This window comes from Marinococcus halotolerans DSM 16375, assembly GCF_000420725.1.
Taxonomy (GTDB): Bacteria; Bacillota; Bacilli; order Bacillales; family Marinococcaceae; genus Marinococcus; species Marinococcus halotolerans.
On the sequence record NZ_ATVM01000010.1, the window covers coordinates 61313 to 79294 of the forward strand.

The following is a 17982-nucleotide window of genomic DNA, read 5'->3' on the forward strand; positions in this document are numbered from 1 at the left end:
CGAGTGTCGTTTCAATTAGGGTGGCAACGCGGATCAACCGTCCCTCATGATTCATGAGGGACGGTTTTTTTATGTGGAAAGACTGAACAGACAAAGGGAGGAAAGAGCATGGCTTATCGAATTCCAAGAGGGACCCAGGATATACTGCCGGGTGAGTCGGAAAAGTGGCAGTTTATTGAGCAAAAAATAGACGATATCTGCAGCCGGTTCAACTACAGTGAAATAAGAACCCCTATTTTTGAACAAACCGAGCTGTTTGCACGGGGAGTAGGGGATTCCACAGATATTGTACAAAAAGAAATGTATACGTTTGAAGACAAAGGCGGAAGACAGCTCACGCTTCGTCCGGAAAATACGGCTTCCATCGTGCGTTCCTACGTGGAAAACAAAATGTACGGATGGGCCGGCCAGCCGGTGAAGCTGTATTACACCGGACCGATGTTTCGCTATGAACGCCCGCAATCCGGGCGCATGAGGCAGTTTGTCCAATTCGGCGTGGAAGCGATTGGGAGCGCGGATCCTGCGATTGACGCAGAAGTTATCGGACTTGCCATGCAGTTTTATGAAGAAATGAATCTCAAGGGCCTTAAGCTGGTGGTCAACAGTCTCGGGGACAAGGAGAGCCGGATAGCTCACCGCGCGGCGCTTGTTTCTCATTTTGAGCCCCGTATCGGAGAATTCTGCAGTGACTGTCAGGAGCGCCTGCACACCAATCCGCTTCGGATTCTCGACTGCAAAAAGGATAAAGACCACCCGCTGATGGCGGATGCGCCTTCTATTCTGGATCATTTAAATGAAGAGTCAAGCAGCTATTTCAATCAGGTTAAAACAATGCTTGATGAAATGGGCATCCCTTACGAGGTGGATGCGAATCTGGTACGCGGACTGGATTACTACACTCACACTGCCTTCGAAATTATGATTGAAGGAGAAGGATTTGGTGCGATTACAACGCTTATGGGCGGCGGCCGCTATAATGGGCTGATTGAGGATATTGGCGGTCCGGACACCCCGGGCATCGGCTTTGCGCTTAGTATTGAGCGGCTTTTGATGGCCCTCGATACCCAGAATGTAGAGCTTCCGGCTGAAAAAGACCTGGACTGCTACATTGTGGCCATAGGAGAGGAAGCCAAAAAACGCTCCGTTTCCCTGGTGCATGAGCTCCGGAGAGCAGGAGTCAAAGCCGATAAGGATTACATGGATCGTAAAACAAAAGCCCAGTTTAAAGCAGCAGACCGTACAAACAGTACCTTCACCGTCGTTATCGGTGACGATGAGCTGGAAGCAGAAGCAGTTAACATTAAAAATATGGAGACAGGCGAGCAGGAAGAAGTGCCGCTGTCGGCATTTATTACTACTATGCAGGAACGTACAAGGAGGAAGGCACAATGATAGGACGGACGCATCATTGCGGAGACATTCAGGAGGCGCTGATAGGTGAAAAAGTACGATTGAAAGGATGGGCCCAGACCCGCCGGGATTTGGGCCAGGTGGTCTTTATTGATCTCAGGGACCGCTCGGGAATCGTACAGATAGTAGCGACTCCGGAACAGTCTGAGGAAGCACTGAACGCAGCGGAAAGGGTCCGGAGTGAATACGTGCTTGACGTAGAAGGAATTGTCGTGCAGCGCGATGAAGAAACGTACAATGAAAAAATTCCGACCGGAAAGGTGGAAGTCCGTGTCGATAAGCTATCGATTATGAATGCCTCGAAGCCGCTGCCGTTTCAAATTGAAGCAGATACTAATGTTTCTGAAGACGTGCGGCTCCGCTACCGCTACCTTGACCTTCGGCGCCCGGATATGCAGGAGACGTTCAAGCTCCGTCACCAGACGACGAAGTTTATCCGCCGTTTTCTCGATGACCGTGACTTTTTCGATATGGAAACGCCAATGCTCACTAAAAGCACGCCTGAAGGGGCAAGAGACTATCTGGTGCCAAGCCGGGTCCATCCCGGGGAGTTTTATGCTCTGCCCCAGTCCCCGCAGCTGTTTAAACAGCTTTTAATGGTCTCAGGTTTTGAACGTTATTACCAGATCGTGCGCTGCTTCCGGGATGAGGACCTACGTGCCGACCGGCAGCCGGAATTCACCCAGGTGGACATCGAAACGGCCTTTCTGGACACAGAGGACCTTTTCTCCATGATGGAAACAATGATGGCCGGGCTGTTGAAGGAGACGCGCGGGGTCGACATTGAAACACCGTTCCCCCGTATGACGTATTATGAAGCGATGAACCGCTACGGCTCCGACAAACCGGAAACCAGGTTTGGCATGGAGCTTGTGGAACTGACCGAGGTGTTGAAAAACAGCGATTTTAAAGTATTCAAAAATGCTGCGGCTTCGGGAGGCATTATTAAAGGACTGAATGTCAAAGGCGTGGCTAACCAAATGTCGCGCAAAGAAATTGACGATTTGGCAGAATTCGTGGCTGCTTACGGAGCCAAAGGGCTCGCCTGGCTGAAGGTAGAAGAAAATGAACTGAAAGGCCCGGTTGCAAAGTTTCTGAGCGATGAAGAAACAGTGTCGCTCCGGGAAGCGATGGGGGCAGAAGCAGAGGATCTGTTGTTCTTTGGAGCAGACAGCCACCAGGTAGTCTGGGATTCTCTTGGCGCCCTGCGCCTGAAATTCGGAAAAGAGCTCGATATGATTGACCGCAGCACGTTTAATTTCCTTTGGGTCACAGAATTTCCTTTGATGGAGTATAACAAGGACGAAGACCGTTATGTAGCAATGCACCATCCATTTACACGACCTGTGGAGGGCGATGCCCACCTGCTCGAAACAAAGCCGGAAGACATCAGAGCGGAGGCTTACGACCTCGTTTTGAATGGCTATGAAATTGGCGGGGGATCGCAGCGTATTTATGAAAAAGATCTGCAGGAAAGAATGTTTACGGCTCTTGGATTTAATAAGGAAGAGGCGAAAGAACAGTTTGATTTTCTTATGGAAGCCTTTGATTACGGCGCACCGCCGCACGGCGGCATAGCGTTTGGTCTTGACCGGATCGTCATGATTCTCGCGGGCAGAAATAACCTTAGAGATACGATCGCCTTCCCGAAAACGGCCAGCGCCACCGATCCATTAACTCAGGCACCTGGGAAAGTAAGCAGCAGACAGCTGGATGAACTGCATCTTAAGCTCGATGTGTTTGAAAAAGAGGATGAAGACGAATAAAAAGCTATAAATGGTCAAGCTGATGGAACTGATCAACAAAAGCCTCGGGATCTGAATTGATCTGGAAGGTACGGATGCCCTGGATCGTATGAATATAAAGAAAGCCTATTTTTCCAGTTTCATAACGGTAGGAAACATCGAGTACTTCCTTGAGAGGATAAGAGATCTCCTGATCGTGCCCGTAGGCAATGTGATCTTCTTTTAAACAAAGAGGGACTTCCACAGGAACCCGTTTTTTCTGGAAATCCTCAATTACTTGTTCTGTATACGTTGCATTAAGCCTGGCTAGTGTCTCTGTCATTATCTGCTCCTTTTAAGGCTCTATGCACCTTAGAATGATATGGTAACGTTCTTGACCGAATTATACGAAAGTGCTAATATATAATCAAACAATGTGAAGAGTCCTGAGGTGTTCGTGAAGCACTGATCGTTTTGAGCCAACACTTTCACATTGGGAGCCTGTCGTCTTGTTCTGGAGTACAAGCCTCAATGTTTGGGGAAGTATGAACGAACAAGCAAGGCACCCACCTGCCATGAGCAGGTTCAAAAACAAGTTCGTTTGACGGCACATTGGGACTCTTCCTGTTTTATTTAAATTGTTATGAATCCTCCGGCGCGTGAACAGTGCACCGGAGGTTTTTTACATAAACCCCGCGAAACTGGTGAATCCTCATGGCAGTAAGAGAAACGCAGGTGAACATACATTGAGAAAACTCCGCTCTAAGCTTCTGGTAATCACCTTAATTATAACAGCGCTTCCGCTGTTGATTTTTGGCGTGGTTTTGTTCGAATCACAGCGTTCAGAAATGGAATCCCAGCTTGAGGGCTCTTTATTTTCGCTGTCCAATAATCTGTCATTAACGATGGAGAGCGTTTTATCGGAACGCATGAATGACCTGGACATGATGACAATGAATCCTGTTTTACAGGATGAGAATTCGGAGCCTTCCGACATACGAAACGAACTCGAACAAATGGTGGAAGCGGAAAATTTATATATGGGAATTGTTTACATAGATACAAATGGGGATATTGTTACGTCCACCCGTGATGAAGTGATAGGCAAAAATGTTTCTGACCGCATATGGTACCAGAAAGCCCGGGAGGGGAATTCAACGCTTGAAGAAGCGTTTATAGACCCCATTTTAAAGCAGCCGATTATTCCTCTGGCAGCCCCGGTGGAAAATGATGCAGGGAACGTGACAGCTGTAATTTCTCCCTCGATTAATGAAAATGAGCTGTGGGAAGTGCTCTGGCAGCGCCTGAATAAAATGGGGGAGCATGAACGCTTTTCCGGTCAGGCCTTTGTTGTTAATAATGAAGGGGAGTATATTGCCTATCCGAACGCAGGCTACGTGCTTGAGGAAAGCTTTCTTGAAGAGCAGGGAATGGATGAGAATTCTATTGAAGAGCTGATCGACGGGCAGGAGGAGCAGCTGATTGAGCACGGAAATGATGTTTCCGTCGTTACCCCGGTGGAGAACGTAGGGAGTCTGGCAAATGAATGGTACGTAGGCTATACAGTGCCAAAAAGCGGGTTTTATGCGAATCTCCGGCAGCTTGTGTACAGCTACTTGTTTGTTTTCAGCATTGTTTTGATTATTACGGTGTTTGCCGTTTTTAAGCTGTCCAAATACATTGTCCATCCTGTCGAGCGTCTCGCAGAAGCGACAAGCCGTTTTGCGATAGGTAAAAAAGTATTTCCGCTGCAAACGAATGCCTACGAAGAAGTGGACGTGCTGACTAATACATTTAATCATATGTCAGAGCAGCTTGAAGAAAGAGAGCGGGGGCACCGTCAGTCGACGATGATTCTGGAGACGACAGATAACGGGGTAATAGCTGTCTCGAGAGATTTCACGAATATTACTACGTTTAATGCAATGTGCGAAAGGCTGTTTGGGCTTGACCGTAAAGAGGCGCTTGGTCAATCCGTGCAGCAGGTAATGGAAAAATCCGAAGACTTCCGGAGGTTTGCCCGGGAAATAGAAGAACACCGCCTGAATGACATGCAGCTCGAGATGAAAGAAATTGAAGTGCCAATCAATGGCAAAAGCCGGACCTTTCTGGTGAATATGACAACTCTTCCGCCTATAGACGCTCAGGAGTCCTCGGAGGGCATCGTGCTTATCTTCAATGATATTACAGAAAAAAAAGATATGGAAACTGAGCTTGTCCGCAGTGAAAAGCTGAAAATGGTCGGACAGCTCTCTGCAGGATTTGCACATGAAATCAGAAATCCGCTCACAACTATTAAAGGGTTCGTGCAGCTGTTCCGCCAGTCGGCGAAGAAAGAAAAGGATATTCAGCATTACGATTTAGTGCTGAACGAAATTGACCGGATGAACAGCATTGTGGAAGACTTGCTCGGCCTCGCCAGACCTACGGGTGCCGGGGATGAACACGCTATTCAGGTGAACAGTCTGCTTGAAGAGCTGCTCGAGTTGTACAGCCAGCAGGCTGTAAAAAACAAAACGTTCATTTATACAAATTTTGATGATCTTCCGGAAATAATCGGGGATCGAAAGAAGTTATCCCAGGTGTTTGTGAACCTGATTAAAAATGGGCTGGAAGCGATGCCGGAGGGAGGCGTGCTGCGGGTGGAAACCTCCATGCATTGGACCGGGGAGCTGTATTTTGAAGTGAAAATAAAGGACACGGGAAGCGGTATGAATGAAGAACAGCTGCAGAAAATCGGCAATCCTTTTTATACAACCAAATCAAACGGAACCGGTCTCGGGCTGATGACCGTGTTTCAAATTGTGGAAGATTTTAAAGGAACGCTGGAGGTTGATTCCGCTCCCGGTAGCGGGACCGAATTTAATGTGCGGCTGCCAGCGCAGCTGGCCGGAGAAACGATGAGCAGCGATAGTCAAAATGCAAATTAAAGACGCCTCCACCTAAGGCGTCTTTTTTGTGCGTAATCCCGTTGCGCAAGGCAAAGGCAGAATTAAGCAGCTTATGTTTTTTTCTTTGCTGGTTTAATCTGGCGGTACACGTCCGCCAGGGATTTTTCAAATTTACTGTTATTTTTCGGCTCGTAATATTGCTCGTTTTTAATCTTGTCCGGCAGATACTGCTGCGGCACCCATCCCCGTTCGTCGTTGTGCGGATACTCATATTCGCTGCCGCGGCCGAGGGCCTCTGCCCCTTTGTAATGCGAATCCCGGAGGTGGGAGGGGATAGACGGCGTGCCTGCCTTCAGCATTGCCTCCCGGGCGGCATCAAGCGCTTTGTAGGCGCTGTTTGATTTTGGGGAGAGGCAGAGCTCTATAACGGCATCTGCGAGCGGGATTCTTCCTTCAGGGAAGCCCAGCCGTTCGGCGGCTTCAACAGCAGCCAGGGCTCTTGGTCCTGCCTGGGGGCTTGCCAGCCCGATATCCTCATAGGCGGTGACGATAAGCCGGCGGCCGATGCTGATTAAGTCCCCTGCTTCAATTAAACGGGCCAGGTAATGAAGCGCAGCGTCCGGGTCACTGCCCCGGATGGATTTTTGGAAGGCGGAAAGCACGTCGTAATGGTGATCGCCGTCTTTATCATGAGTGAAGCGCTTTTGTTGAATGCACTCCTCAGCGACCCTCTGAGTAATGCGGATGATCCCGTCTTTATTCGGCTTTGTGCTGAGCACGGCAAGCTCAAGCGCATTAAGCGCAGCACGCACGTCGCCGCCCCCCGCTTCGGCCAGATGCGTCTGTGCCTCTTCAGTTATTTCTGTCCGGTATGCGCCCATCCCATTCTGTGAATCACGGAGGCTGCGCTCAATCAGCTGCTTCATCTCCGGTATGGAAAGCGGCAGCACCTCAAATATGTGTGTGCGGCTGCGTATCGCCGGATTAATAGCATGGTAGGGATTGGCGGTCGTGGCTCCAATCATAATGATTAACCCGCTCTCAAGGTAGGGAAGCAGAAAATCCTGTTTCGTTTTATCAAGCCGGTGCACTTCATCCATAATGACAATCAGCTGGTCTGACATTTTGGCTTCCTGCACGGCGAGCTCCATGTCTTTTTTATTGTTCATAACGGCATTCATTTTTTTGAAGGAAATATCTGTACTTCCTGCGATGGCAGAAGCAATCGATGTTTTTCCTGTACCCGGGGGACCGTACAAAATCATGGAGGACAGCTTTTTTGTCTCCACCATACGGGCGATCATTTTACCTTCCCCGAGAATATGCTCCTGGCCGGCAACTTCTTCGATAGAGCCAGGACGCATCCGGTAGGCAAGAGGCTGTTTGGATGACATGGAGTTTCTCCTTTCGTAAACATTTCACAGGGAAATTGTATCATGTTTTCTCATTTATGAGGATGAACAGCGAACTGCAGGTATGATATACTGACATTAATTCCAACTGTTTTTATCAGCATTAGAAATGAGCAATCAGGTGACAAAGCAACTAACCAATCAGCAGGATCATTGAAGACGTAACAGGTATTGACAGGCCTGACAGGAAGGGATGACGGCATTGAAAATTTCAACTAAAGGCAGATACGGATTGACGATTATGATGGCGCTTGCGAGAAAGCATGGAAGCGGTCCTACATCCTTAAAATCAATTGCACGGGACCATAACCTTTCCGAGCATTATTTGGAGCAGCTGATCGCTCCGCTTCGGAATGCAAGTCTCGTGAAAAGCGTAAGAGGGGCCTACGGCGGCTATATGCTTTCGAAAGAACCGGCGGACATTACAGCGGGTGATATTATCCGTGTCCTGGAAGGCCCGATCAGCCCGGTCGAAGTCCTCGATGACGAAGAGCCGGCCAAACGGGACTTGTGGCTGAAAATCCGGGACGCTGTAAAGGATGTGCTCGATAGTACTACGCTTGATTATCTGGCGGAGTATCAGGGCGATGAAGAACAGGAAAATTATATGTTTTATATTTAATTCCTGAAGGTATGAAAAGTATACATGCGAAATCTCCACGCCGCATCCGGCATGGAGATTTTTTTATGATAAATTTTTCAGGGGGGACGGGCCGTGGCCGTAGAAAATATTATCGTTGTTGTAATCTTTTTACTGATCCAGCTATTTGCAGATAAATTAATATCATCCGAAAAAATCGGGCGCTTCAACTGGCTGTCATTTTCCGGAGGAGTGGCTGTTTCGTTTATTTTTGTGTACATACTTCCGTATCTGCATGATGAACAAAGCAAATACGGGGAAAGTTCTTTTCGGGGTCTGACGTTTGAGTCGGAATTTTATCTGCTCAGCCTGGTCGGGCTCATCATTTACTTTGTGATTCACAATTTTGCGGTACGGGCCTATCATTCTACGAGCAGAGGGGAGGGGCAGTTTTTCTGGATTCAAATTGCCTTTTTCGCCCTGTATAACAGTATGGTCGCCTACACAGTGTTCGGATCCGATGTAGAGGGCTTGCAAACAGTCTTTTACGGAGTGGCAATTGGACTTCATTTTATGGCGATCTCGCATGACCTGCACCGGGAAGATGCCGGTCGGTACAAGCGGGGAAGGTATTATCTGGCAGGAGGTATTTTATTTGGCTGGATATTTGCCATTGTGTTTACGCTGCCGGAAATTGTGCTGGCCATTACGTTTGCGGTTATTGCGGGTGCCATGATATTTAATGTGTTGAAAAAGGAAATGCCGACAGAGGAATCGGCTCATCTGCCGACCTTTTTATGGGCAGCACTCATCTATACCGTCGTAACGGAAGTGTTGAAGCTGCTGTTTAATTGGTAAGAGTTTCTTCGTATAAAAAAAGCAAACATTTCTGATTAAAGATCATATTTAAGTGCAAGCTCGGCTGCCCGCAGCCGGGTATCGACTGTTTGATGCTCTTCAAGCAGCTCCCTGACCGTTTCAATCGCTTTGCCCTTCAGCACCCCGCCGCTGATAAACGCTACATCAAAGATGATTTCATTCAGCACGTCCAGGTGATGGGTTAAATCTGTAATGGTTTTTGGCGAGCGCAGAGAGGCCTGCAGCTCTTTACTGAAATCATTACGGTTAAGCGGCTCTTTGTTAAAAAACCAGCTGACGGTCTTTTGATGGGGATAGCCGAGCCCCTTTTTTTGGTTATCAACGTTTGGTACATAAATGTACTGGGAGGTGACTGTGCAGAAATATACGTCGCGGTTGTTGTCGTCAGGAACGATCACAAGGTCGTCTATTTTCATCTGGGAAATAAAATTGTATACATTGGTGGCGCCTTCGTCCATATCAAAGCGGGCCAATTCCTTTTTGACCTTCTCATAGCTGAGGCCGTTCAGGGATTTGCCGATAGGATAACCAATAGCGATAAAATCATACTCTAAAAAATTATGCAGCTGGTTGGTGCCGTTAGGTAAAGGCCGGAGCATCCAAACATTTTTCACTCACACATCCCGCACTTTCATAAAATAATAGGAAACAAAATATATATTACACGGGAAATGAAAGCACAGGCAAGGAAATAGACAAAAATTCTCCTATTTGTTAATGTAAAAAATAATGTTATTACGATTACATGAAATAACTCCATTAGGAGGAGAAGAATATGCCTGCGATATATGCAGATCATGCGGCCACAACGCCGCTTCACCCAGAAGTGGCTGAAGCGATGATCGAGTCTATGAAAAATCCGGCAGGAAACCCTTCGAGTGTGCATGAGTACGGCCGGAGGGCCAGGAAAAGACTTGACGGAGCACGCCGCACAGTGGCATCATCCATAAACGCAAATCCGAAAGAAATCGTATGGACGAGTGGAGGCACAGAGAGCAATAATCTGGCACTTCGCGGTTTTATGCACGCCAACCAGGAGCGGGGAAAGCACCTCGTGACAAGCGCCATTGAACACCATGCTGTTTTGCATACAGCCCGGGCTCTTGAAAAAGAAGGCTTTGAAGTCACGTACGTTCATCCTGATGAGCAGGGCGTCGTGCCGGTGGAAAAAATCATGGAAGCAGTAACCGGGGAAACGATACTTGTTTCCTTAATGTATGTGAATAATGAAACCGGAGTGGTGCAGCCTGTCCATGAAGCTGCCGAAACGCTTGCGCAAAGAGGTATTGCCTTTCATACCGATATGGTTCAGGCATACGGACAGCTGCCGTTTAACGTAAAAGAAACACCGGTGACGATGGCAACAATGACGGCCCATAAAATTAACGGTCCTGCAGGAGCAGGATGTTTATTTGTACGTCAGGGTACAAAAGTTCGTCCCGAATTAACGGGCGGCGAACAGGAAAGAAAACGCCGGGCAGGCACGGAAAACGTGGCTGCCGTCGAGGGCTTTGCCAGGGCCGCTGAGCTGCAGAGGAACAGCCTGGAGGAACGGCGGCAGGAGCTTGAATCACTCAGGTCGGCATTTTTAGCCGAGCTTGACCGCCACGGGGTCCTGTATCAAATTAACGGCGAACATGCAGAAAAAAGCCCGCATATTTTAAATGTATATTTCCCCGGCATCCAGCTCGAATCATTTCTTGTTCAGATGGATATGGAAGGCGTAGCTGTTTCAAGCGGGTCGGCATGCACCGCAGGGACTGTAGAACCGTCTCACGTCCTTGAGGCAATGTACGGAAAGGATGCACGTATCTATGAATCCGTCCGGTTCAGCTTTGGGTACGGAAACACCGTGGAGGATATGAAAACTGCTGCTCAGGCAGCGGCGAAAATAAACCGGAAAATGAAGGAAAAGGAGGCTTTGAAATGACCAATGCGGATACACGGATTGTTGTAGGAATGTCCGGCGGAGTGGACTCTTCGGTTACGGCTGCTCTATTAAAGGAGCAGGGCTATGAAGTGATCGGTATTTTCATGAAAAACTGGGATGATACAGACGAGTCCGGGATGTGTACGGCAACTGAAGACTACGAGGACGTCATTGCAGTATGCAACCAATTGGATATTCCCTACTACGCTGTGAATTTTGAAAAAGAATACTGGGACCGTGTCTTTACGTACTTTCTGGAAGAATACAAATCCGGCCGCACCCCGAATCCTGACGTGATGTGCAACAAAGAAATTAAGTTCCGTGCGTTTATTGATCACGCGTTTAATCTCGGGGCAGACTACGTGGCAACCGGACACTATGCACGCGTCGACCATACCGAAAGCGGAACGTACCTTCTGCGCGGAGTGGACAACAACAAGGACCAGACGTATTTTTTAAATCAGTTAAGCGAAGAGCAGCTGAGCCGCGTGCTGTTTCCGCTCGGGGAGTATGATAAATCCGAAGTCCGGAAAATGGCGGAGGACCGGGATCTTGAAACGGCCGGAAAAAAAGACAGTACCGGCATCTGCTTTATCGGAGAGCGGAATTTCAAGGATTTCCTGCAGGAGTATCTTCCAGCCCAGCCGGGCAGCATGGAGAGTCCTGAAGGAGAAGTGAAGGGCCGCCATGACGGGCTGATGTACTACACGCTTGGCCAGCGCCAGGGGCTTGGTATTGGCGGATCCGGCGAACCATGGTTTGTCGTGGACAAGGACATGGAACGTAACGTCCTGATTGTTGGCCAGGGAGGCAATCATAAGCGATTGTATTCAGAGCAGCTGACGGCCTCTGAACCTAACTGGATTCATGAACCGGAATCCTTTCCATTTTCATGCACCGCAAAGTTCCGGTACCGTCAGAAGGACCAGGGCGTTACCGTCCACCGGAAAACAAATGGAGAACTGCTTGTAGAGTTTGATGAACCGCAGCGGGCGGTCACTCCGGGGCAGGCCGTTGTCTTTTACGACGGCGATGTGTGTCTTGGAGGAGCAACAATCGAAGAAGCGATGATGAAGGAAAGCGTTGCAACGTAACGTTTTCCTTTTTCTTGATTTATGTTGGGGGCCGGGAAGGCTTTTCAATCACCCGGGATCGTGAAATAATACAGAAACAAGACTTGAAAAGGATGATAGTATGGATAAAAATCAGCAGGCGATGGAGCATTTACAAAACGGGGAGTTTGAAGAAGCAGCAAGGCTTTTGAATGAACAGATGGAAGCGGAGCCTAATGACCCTGTCGCGTACATAAACTTTGGAAATCTGCTCGCCGAAGCAGGGGAAGACGATAAAGCCATCCGTTTTTTCACGAAGGCGCTGCAGATAGATGAAACAGCCGCAACAGCTTATTACGGGGCCGGCAACGTATTATATAACCGCGAAGAGTACGCTGAGGCCATTACGATGTACAAGGGAGCCCAGCAGCAGGGGCTTGAAGACTCGAGTCTGTTTTTTATGCTGGGACTCAGCTACCTGCAGTCCGACCGTCTTCCGTATGCGATTGCCAACTTCAAGCGCTCCGTGGAGCTCGATGAATCAGACGCCGAAGCCAGATATTATTATGCCCTGTCACTCGCTCAGCAGGAGGAAGTCGACGAGGCTGAAGCAGAATTTAAAAAAGTGGTGGAGCAGGATCCGGACCATGCCGATGCCCACTATAATCTGGGAGTGGCTGCTCTGTTTAATGAACGGGCGGAAGAAGCGCTCAGCTTCTTCGAAAAAGCACTTGAAGCAGAGCCTGAACATGCCTTGGCAGAGAACGGCAGACAGCAGGTTCAGCAGCTGCTAAGCGAAAAGTGAGGTTGTGCTATGGAGAACGGACATGATGAACAGGAACTGCTCGAGCCCTACGTTCTTGGAACTGTGCAGCACGTTATATTTCGTAATGAAGAAAACGGTTATACAGTAGCGAAAGTAAAAATTAAAGAATCGATACCTTCCTTTGAAGAAAGCACAACGACTATTGTCGGCATTCTTCCGACGGTGGAAACAAATGAACGGTATCGTTTTAACGGCGAGATAAAACAGCATCCGCGGTTTGGCACTCAGTATCAGGTCATCTCTTACCAAAAGGAAATACCGACCGAACGCTCCGCGTTGATCGACTATTTATCGAGTGACCGGTTCCCGTACATTGGGCCGAAAACAGCAGAAAAATTAGTTGACCGCTTCGGAGCCCGGGTGATTGACGAAGTGCTCGAACGACCGGAAGCCCTCGAGAAAATTCCCGGGCTGAATGAAGAAAAACGCAAACAGATCCGCACCGCTATGATTGAAAATCAGGGCATGGAGCATGCTATGACGCTTCTTGTACGCTACGGATTCGGTACCGATCTTGGCGTAAAAATATACAACCAATACCGTGAGCGGACGCTTGATATTATTCGGCATGATCCCTACCAGCTCGTCTGGGACGTGGATGGGGTCGGCTTTACAAAAGCGGACCGGCTCGGAGAAAACACAGGCATACAAAAAAATGATCCAAGTCGCCTGAAAGCAGGAGTACTGTTTGAACTGTATGAACGGACGATGCAGGACGGGCATGTGTATATTCCCAAGCAGCAGCTGCTTGACAGTTCGGAGCAGCTGCTTGCAGACCCTGCCGTTACTATTGATCAGCAGGAGCTGAAGCTTGTTCTGCAGGAGCTTGTGAACGAAGAACGGGTACAGATCGACGACGACCGTGTTTATATTGCCTCTTTGTATTTTGCGGAAAAAGGGTTCTCCAGCAGGGTGCACAAGCTGCAGGAGGAAGCAGAAGAAAAAGAATATTCCCAGGCGGATCTGCTGCAGGCTCTCGGAGAAGTGGAAGAAAAATTTGATATTGAGTATGCCGAGCAGCAGAAAGAAGCGATCCAGACGGCTATGGAAGAACCGGTAATGCTGCTTACAGGCGGGCCGGGAACCGGTAAGACTACGATCATCCGGGCCATCGTGGAAGTGTACGCCTCGCTTTATGATGTTTCTCTGGACCCTTCCGAATATTCGGGCAAGAAGCCCTTTCCAGTTCTGCTTGCTGCCCCGACCGGACGGGCGGCAAAACGGATGAAGGAGTCCACCGGCCTGCGGGCAGTGACGATTCATAAGCTGCTCGGGTTTAGCGGGGAAGGAGAGAACGAACTGTTTGAGAAGGATGAGTACGAGCCCCTCGAAGGGGAGCTGCTGATTGTCGACGAAGTGTCCATGGTGGACATGTGGCTTGCCAATCAGCTGATCCGGGCAGTCCCGAAAGGAATGAAGGTTGTGTTCGTTGGCGATGAGGATCAGCTTCCTTCGGTAGGACCGGGCCAGGTGCTTGGAGATCTGCTTGAAGCCGGTACTATACCAACCGTGAGCTTATCGGTGGTTTACAGGCAGACCAATCAGTCGTCGATTGTAGAGCTGGCCCACGCGATGAAGGAAGGTGGGCTTCCGGATGATTTTGAACAGCCGTTTGAAGACCGGCGGTTTTTCCCGTGCACGAAAGGCCAGGTGGCCGATGTGGTGGAGAAAACGTGTGCCGGCGCCATTCGTAAGGGCTACGATCCGATGGATATTCAGGTGCTTGCCCCGATGTACCGCGGTGAGGCAGGGATCCATGCCTTAAATGAACGGCTGCAGGAAATGTTTAACCCCCGGACGCCTCAAAAACGGAGTGTAACCTTCGGCGACGCTGTTTACCAGAAGGATGATATCGTGCTACAGCTCGTAAATAACGGTGAAGAAGGGATATATAACGGAGATAAAGGCGTGCTTGAAACTGTCTTTGAAGCCAAAGAAACTGTTGATAAAGAAATGCAGATTGTTTTCTCCTTTGATGAAAAGGAAGTCAGCTATACGCGCCAGGATCTTAAACAAATCACTCTTGCCTACTGCACCTCTATTCATAAGGCGCAGGGAAGCGAATTTCCCATCGTGGTCGTCCCGATGCTGATGTCCTACCGGCGGATGCTGCGCCGTAATTTGTTGTATACAGCGATAACACGGGCAAAGGACTATTTAATCCTCTGCGGGGAAAAGGAAGCATTTATGTATGCCGTAAAGCAGGAGTCAAAAAATGAACGCTATTCGTATCTTCGGGAGCGCCTGAAGAACCGGGAAGAGGATCAGGAGGAGCAGGCTTGACAGAAAATACGGTTTCCGATATAACTGAAACAGAATAATAAAAACAGTGATGGAACGAGTACGGCGGATATATTCTCACAGAGACCGGCAGCAGCGGCTGAAACTGCCGGAGAATAACCCGCCTGAACGCTGCTCCGGAGTGCAGGCAAACCCTGTCGGATGATCCACGTTACGGATGCTGAGTTGGCCGTTTTTATATGCGGCAACCAGGGTGGTAACGCGAGCACACTCGTCCCTGTTTTCAGGGGCGGGTTTTTTAATGTGATTTAAACAAAAATGAAAAACTCACGGGAGGCTGATCAATAATGCCAGCATTAACATCTACTGAAGTCCGGCGGCGCTTTTTGGACTTTTTTGAGGAAAAAGGACATACCATTGAGCCGAGTGCCTCGCTCGTTCCCCATGAGGATCCGACGCTTTTATGGATCAACAGCGGGGTAGCTACGATGAAAAAATACTTTGATGGACGGGTGATTCCTGAAAATCCCCGGCTTGCGAACGCGCAGAAATCCATCCGGACAAACGATATTGAAAACGTTGGAAGAACGACGCGCCACCACACATTTTTTGAAATGCTGGGCAATTTCTCGATCGGCGATTATTTTAAAAAAGAAGCTATCGAATGGGCGTGGGAATTTTTAACGTCGGAGCGCTGGATAGGCTTTGATGAAAATCGGCTGTCGGTTACCGTTCATCCGGAGGATGACGAAGCGTACCAGTACTGGAGAGAGATTATCGGCCTTCCGGAAGAACGGGTTATCCGTCTCGAAGAAAACTTCTGGGATATCGGCCAGGGGCCAAGCGGGCCGAACACGGAAATCTTTTATGATCGCGGAGACAGCTGGGGAAACGATCCCCGGGATCCGGAGCTGTACCCTGGAGGAGAAAACGAGCGTTATTTAGAGGTTTGGAACCTTGTATTTTCGCAGTTTAATCATAACGCCGATGATACGTACACTCCGCTGCCAAAGAAAAACATTGATACCGGCATGGGGCTTGAACGGCTTGTGACCCTCGTTCAGGACGTACCGACAAATTTTGATACTGATCTTTTCCGGCCGATCATCCGAAAGGTAGAAGAGGTATCCGGAAGAACGTATGGAGAAAATGAAGAGCAGGATATTGCTTTTCGCCTGATTGCCGATCATGTCCGGACAGTCAGCTTCTCCATCGGGGACGGGGCCCTTCCGTCCAATGAAGGGCGCGGTTACATTCTGCGCCGTCTGCTCCGCCGCGCGGTGCGTTACGCCGGCTGGCTTGGCCAGGAGGAGCCGTTCATGCACAGGCTTGTGAGCGTCGTGGGTGAAATCATGGAGGATTATTATCCCGAGGTTCGTAAAAAGCAGTCTTTTATTGAGCGTGTGGTAAAAACTGAAGAAGAACGTTTTCACGAAACGCTTACCGACGGGTTGAAAATGCTGCGGCAGGTAACGGAACGAGCCCGTAACAACGGGGAGACAGTAATTTCCGGTAAAGACGTTTTCCGTCTGTACGATACGTATGGATTCCCGCCTGACTTAACGGCAGAATACGTAGTAGACGAAGGGTTCGCGGTAGACAACGAAGAATTCGAAGTGGAAATGGAAGCCCAGCGGAGCCGGGCACGTGCGGCGAGAAAAGATAGCGGTTCGATGCAGACTCAGGAGTCGCTTCTGACAGATATTGATACAGAGAGCACCTTCGTCGGCTACGAGCATTTTGACGTGGAGACAAGCGTTCAGACGCTGATCCATAACAAAGAACTCGTGGATACAGTCGGCGCCGGTGAACAGGTACAGCTTATTCTGGAAAAAACCCCGTTTTATGCAGAAAGCGGCGGCCAGGTGGCGGACCGGGGCACGATCGTAAATGAAACCGCAGGGATGGAAGCGGTAGTGGAAGATGTTCAAAAAGCCCCGAACGGCCAACATCTTCATACGGTACGAATTGAAAAAGGCTCGCTTCGCAACGGCATGCATGTAAGAGCATCCATCGAAGAAAATACGAGAAGAAGCATTATTAAAAATCACACGGCAACCCACCTGCTGCACCAGGCCCTCAAGGATGTGCTCGGTGAGCACGTCAATCAGGCAGGATCGATTGTGACAGACAACCGCCTCCGTTTTGACTTTTCCCATTTCGGGCAGGTTACTGAGGAGGAAATAAAACAGATCGAACACCTTGTAAATGAAAAAGTGTGGTCCAACGTGTCGGTTCTGATCGAAGAAAAAGGCATCAATGAAGCGAAGCAGATGGGCGCCACTGCCCTGTTTGGTGAAAAATACGGGGAAAGAGTGCGCGTGGTGCAGATTGGCGACTACAGTGTCGAGCTGTGCGGCGGCTGTCATGTCGGCAGCACCTCTGAAGTCGGCGTATTCAAGATTACAGGAGAATCCGGCATTGGTGCCGGCACCCGCCGTATAGAAGCTGTTACCGGCCGGTACGCGTATGAATACTTTGAAAGCAGAATGCAGCTGCTTGAAGAAACAGGAAGCATCGTCCGGGCCCGTGCCATTGACGATATCCCGCAGCGCGCAGAAGCTCTGCAGGAGCAGATTAGAAATCTCCAAAAGGAAAATGAGTCGTTGTCGCAAAAGCTGAGTAATCTAGAAGCCGGGGATCTTGCGGACGCGGCAGAAGAAATAAACGGTATCCCGGTTATTGCCAAAGAGCTTCCAGGAGCAGATAAAGATACACTACGGCAGACAGTAGATGAACTCAAGCAAAAGCTTGGAAGCGGTATTGTCGTGCTTGGAACATCAGAAGGGGAAAAAGTACAGCTTATTGCCGGAGTAACTAAAGATCTGACAGAGCGGTACAAAGCAGGAGATATTGTGAAAAAAGCAGCGGAAGTGTGCGGAGGCGGCGGAGGCGGCCGCCCGGATATGGCTCAGGCAGGAGGAAAACAGCCTGAGAAGCTTGCAGAAGCATTGGAAGAAGCGAAGAACTTTATCTTAACCCTTTCCTAAATACCCCTATCTCATGTACAATATAATCGTCTATACAGTAATCGTAT

At 49.1% G+C, this 17982-nt stretch carries 13 protein-coding genes, 1 other RNA gene and 2 other annotated features (1 of these 16 running past the window's edge); of the genes, 11 read left to right on the forward strand and 3 right to left on the reverse strand.

Annotated elements, in window-relative coordinates; all coding sequences use genetic code 11:
• Window positions 1-48: a binding site (T-box leader), on the forward strand; it begins 178 nt to the left of the window's first position.
• Between the two features lie 60 nt (window positions 49-108).
• Complete coding sequence (gene hisS, locus G548_RS0108905) at window positions 109-1392, forward strand: histidine--tRNA ligase (protein ID WP_022793803.1); 1284 nt, start codon at window positions 109-111, stop codon at window positions 1390-1392.
• A complete protein-coding gene (gene aspS / locus G548_RS0108910; protein WP_022793804.1) occupies window positions 1389-3176 on the forward strand; it encodes an aspartate--tRNA ligase in 1788 nt (595 codons plus the stop codon). The genes hisS and aspS overlap by 4 nt, the downstream gene beginning before the upstream one ends.
• A 4-nt stretch (window positions 3177-3180) precedes the next feature.
• Here aspS and G548_RS17790 read toward each other — a convergent pair whose 3' ends face one another.
• Window positions 3181-3477: a hypothetical protein gene (locus G548_RS17790; RefSeq protein ID WP_022793805.1), complete on the reverse strand. Its 297-nt coding sequence runs from the start codon at window positions 3475-3477 to the stop codon at window positions 3181-3183.
• Window positions 3478-3574: 97 nt separating this feature from the next.
• Here G548_RS17790 and ssrS point away from each other — a divergent pair.
• Window positions 3575-3757: non-coding RNA, 6S RNA (ssrS, locus tag G548_RS19005), on the forward strand.
• A 123-nt stretch (window positions 3758-3880) separates the two neighbouring features.
• Complete coding sequence (locus G548_RS18775) at window positions 3881-6064, forward strand: ATP-binding protein (protein ID WP_022793806.1); 2184 nt, start codon at window positions 3881-3883, stop codon at window positions 6062-6064.
• A gap of 71 nt (window positions 6065-6135) precedes the next feature.
• Here G548_RS18775 and G548_RS0108925 read toward each other — a convergent pair whose 3' ends face one another.
• Window positions 6136-7419, reverse strand: a complete 1284-nt coding sequence (locus G548_RS0108925) for a replication-associated recombination protein A (RefSeq protein WP_022793807.1) — start codon at window positions 7417-7419, stop codon at window positions 6136-6138.
• A gap of 220 nt (window positions 7420-7639) precedes the next feature.
• On the opposite strand from G548_RS0108925, the gene cymR reads away from it, so the two are divergent.
• Together cymR and G548_RS0108935 are read left to right on the forward strand one after the other, a co-directional pair.
• On the forward strand, window positions 7640-8059 hold the full coding sequence (gene cymR, locus G548_RS0108930) for a cysteine metabolism transcriptional regulator CymR (RefSeq protein WP_027847299.1): 420 nt from the start codon (window positions 7640-7642) through the stop codon (window positions 8057-8059).
• A gap of 93 nt (window positions 8060-8152) precedes the next feature.
• Window positions 8153-8875 carry a hypothetical protein gene (locus G548_RS0108935; RefSeq protein ID WP_022793809.1) on the forward strand — a complete coding sequence of 241 codons (723 nt, stop codon included), beginning with the start codon at window positions 8153-8155 and terminating at the stop codon, window positions 8873-8875.
• A gap of 35 nt (window positions 8876-8910) precedes the next feature.
• Here the strand turns inward: G548_RS0108935 and G548_RS0108940 are convergent, their stop codons facing one another.
• A complete protein-coding gene (locus G548_RS0108940; protein WP_022793810.1) occupies window positions 8911-9510 on the reverse strand; it encodes a hypothetical protein in 600 nt (199 codons plus the stop codon).
• Window positions 9511-9671: 161 nt separating this feature from the next.
• On the opposite strand from G548_RS0108940, the gene G548_RS0108945 reads away from it, so the two are divergent.
• The 5 genes from G548_RS0108945 to alaS all read left to right on the forward strand — a co-directional run bounded on the left by G548_RS0108945 (window position 9672) and on the right by alaS (window position 17935).
• Window positions 9672-10826 carry a cysteine desulfurase family protein gene (locus G548_RS0108945; protein WP_022793811.1) on the forward strand — a complete coding sequence of 385 codons (1155 nt, stop codon included), beginning with the start codon at window positions 9672-9674 and terminating at the stop codon, window positions 10824-10826.
• Window positions 10823-11920: a tRNA 2-thiouridine(34) synthase MnmA gene (gene mnmA / locus G548_RS0108950; RefSeq protein ID WP_022793812.1), complete on the forward strand. Its 1098-nt coding sequence runs from the start codon at window positions 10823-10825 to the stop codon at window positions 11918-11920. Before G548_RS0108945 ends, mnmA begins: the two co-directional genes overlap by 4 nt.
• A 100-nt stretch (window positions 11921-12020) precedes the next feature.
• Entirely contained in the window at window positions 12021-12683 is a 663-nt protein-coding gene (locus G548_RS0108955; RefSeq protein ID WP_022793813.1) for a tetratricopeptide repeat protein, read from the forward strand.
• 9 nt (window positions 12684-12692) lie between these two features.
• Window positions 12693-14987: an SF1B family DNA helicase RecD2 gene (recD2, locus tag G548_RS0108960; protein ID WP_022793814.1), complete on the forward strand. Its 2295-nt coding sequence runs from the start codon at window positions 12693-12695 to the stop codon at window positions 14985-14987.
• Window positions 14988-15024: 37 nt separating this feature from the next.
• Window positions 15025-15227, forward strand: a binding site (T-box leader).
• Window positions 15228-15292: 65 nt separating this feature from the next.
• Window positions 15293-17935, forward strand: coding sequence for an alanine--tRNA ligase (gene alaS / locus G548_RS0108965; RefSeq protein ID WP_022793815.1), 2643 nt, complete (start codon window positions 15293-15295; stop codon window positions 17933-17935).
• The last annotated feature ends 47 nt before the right edge of the window (window positions 17936-17982 follow it).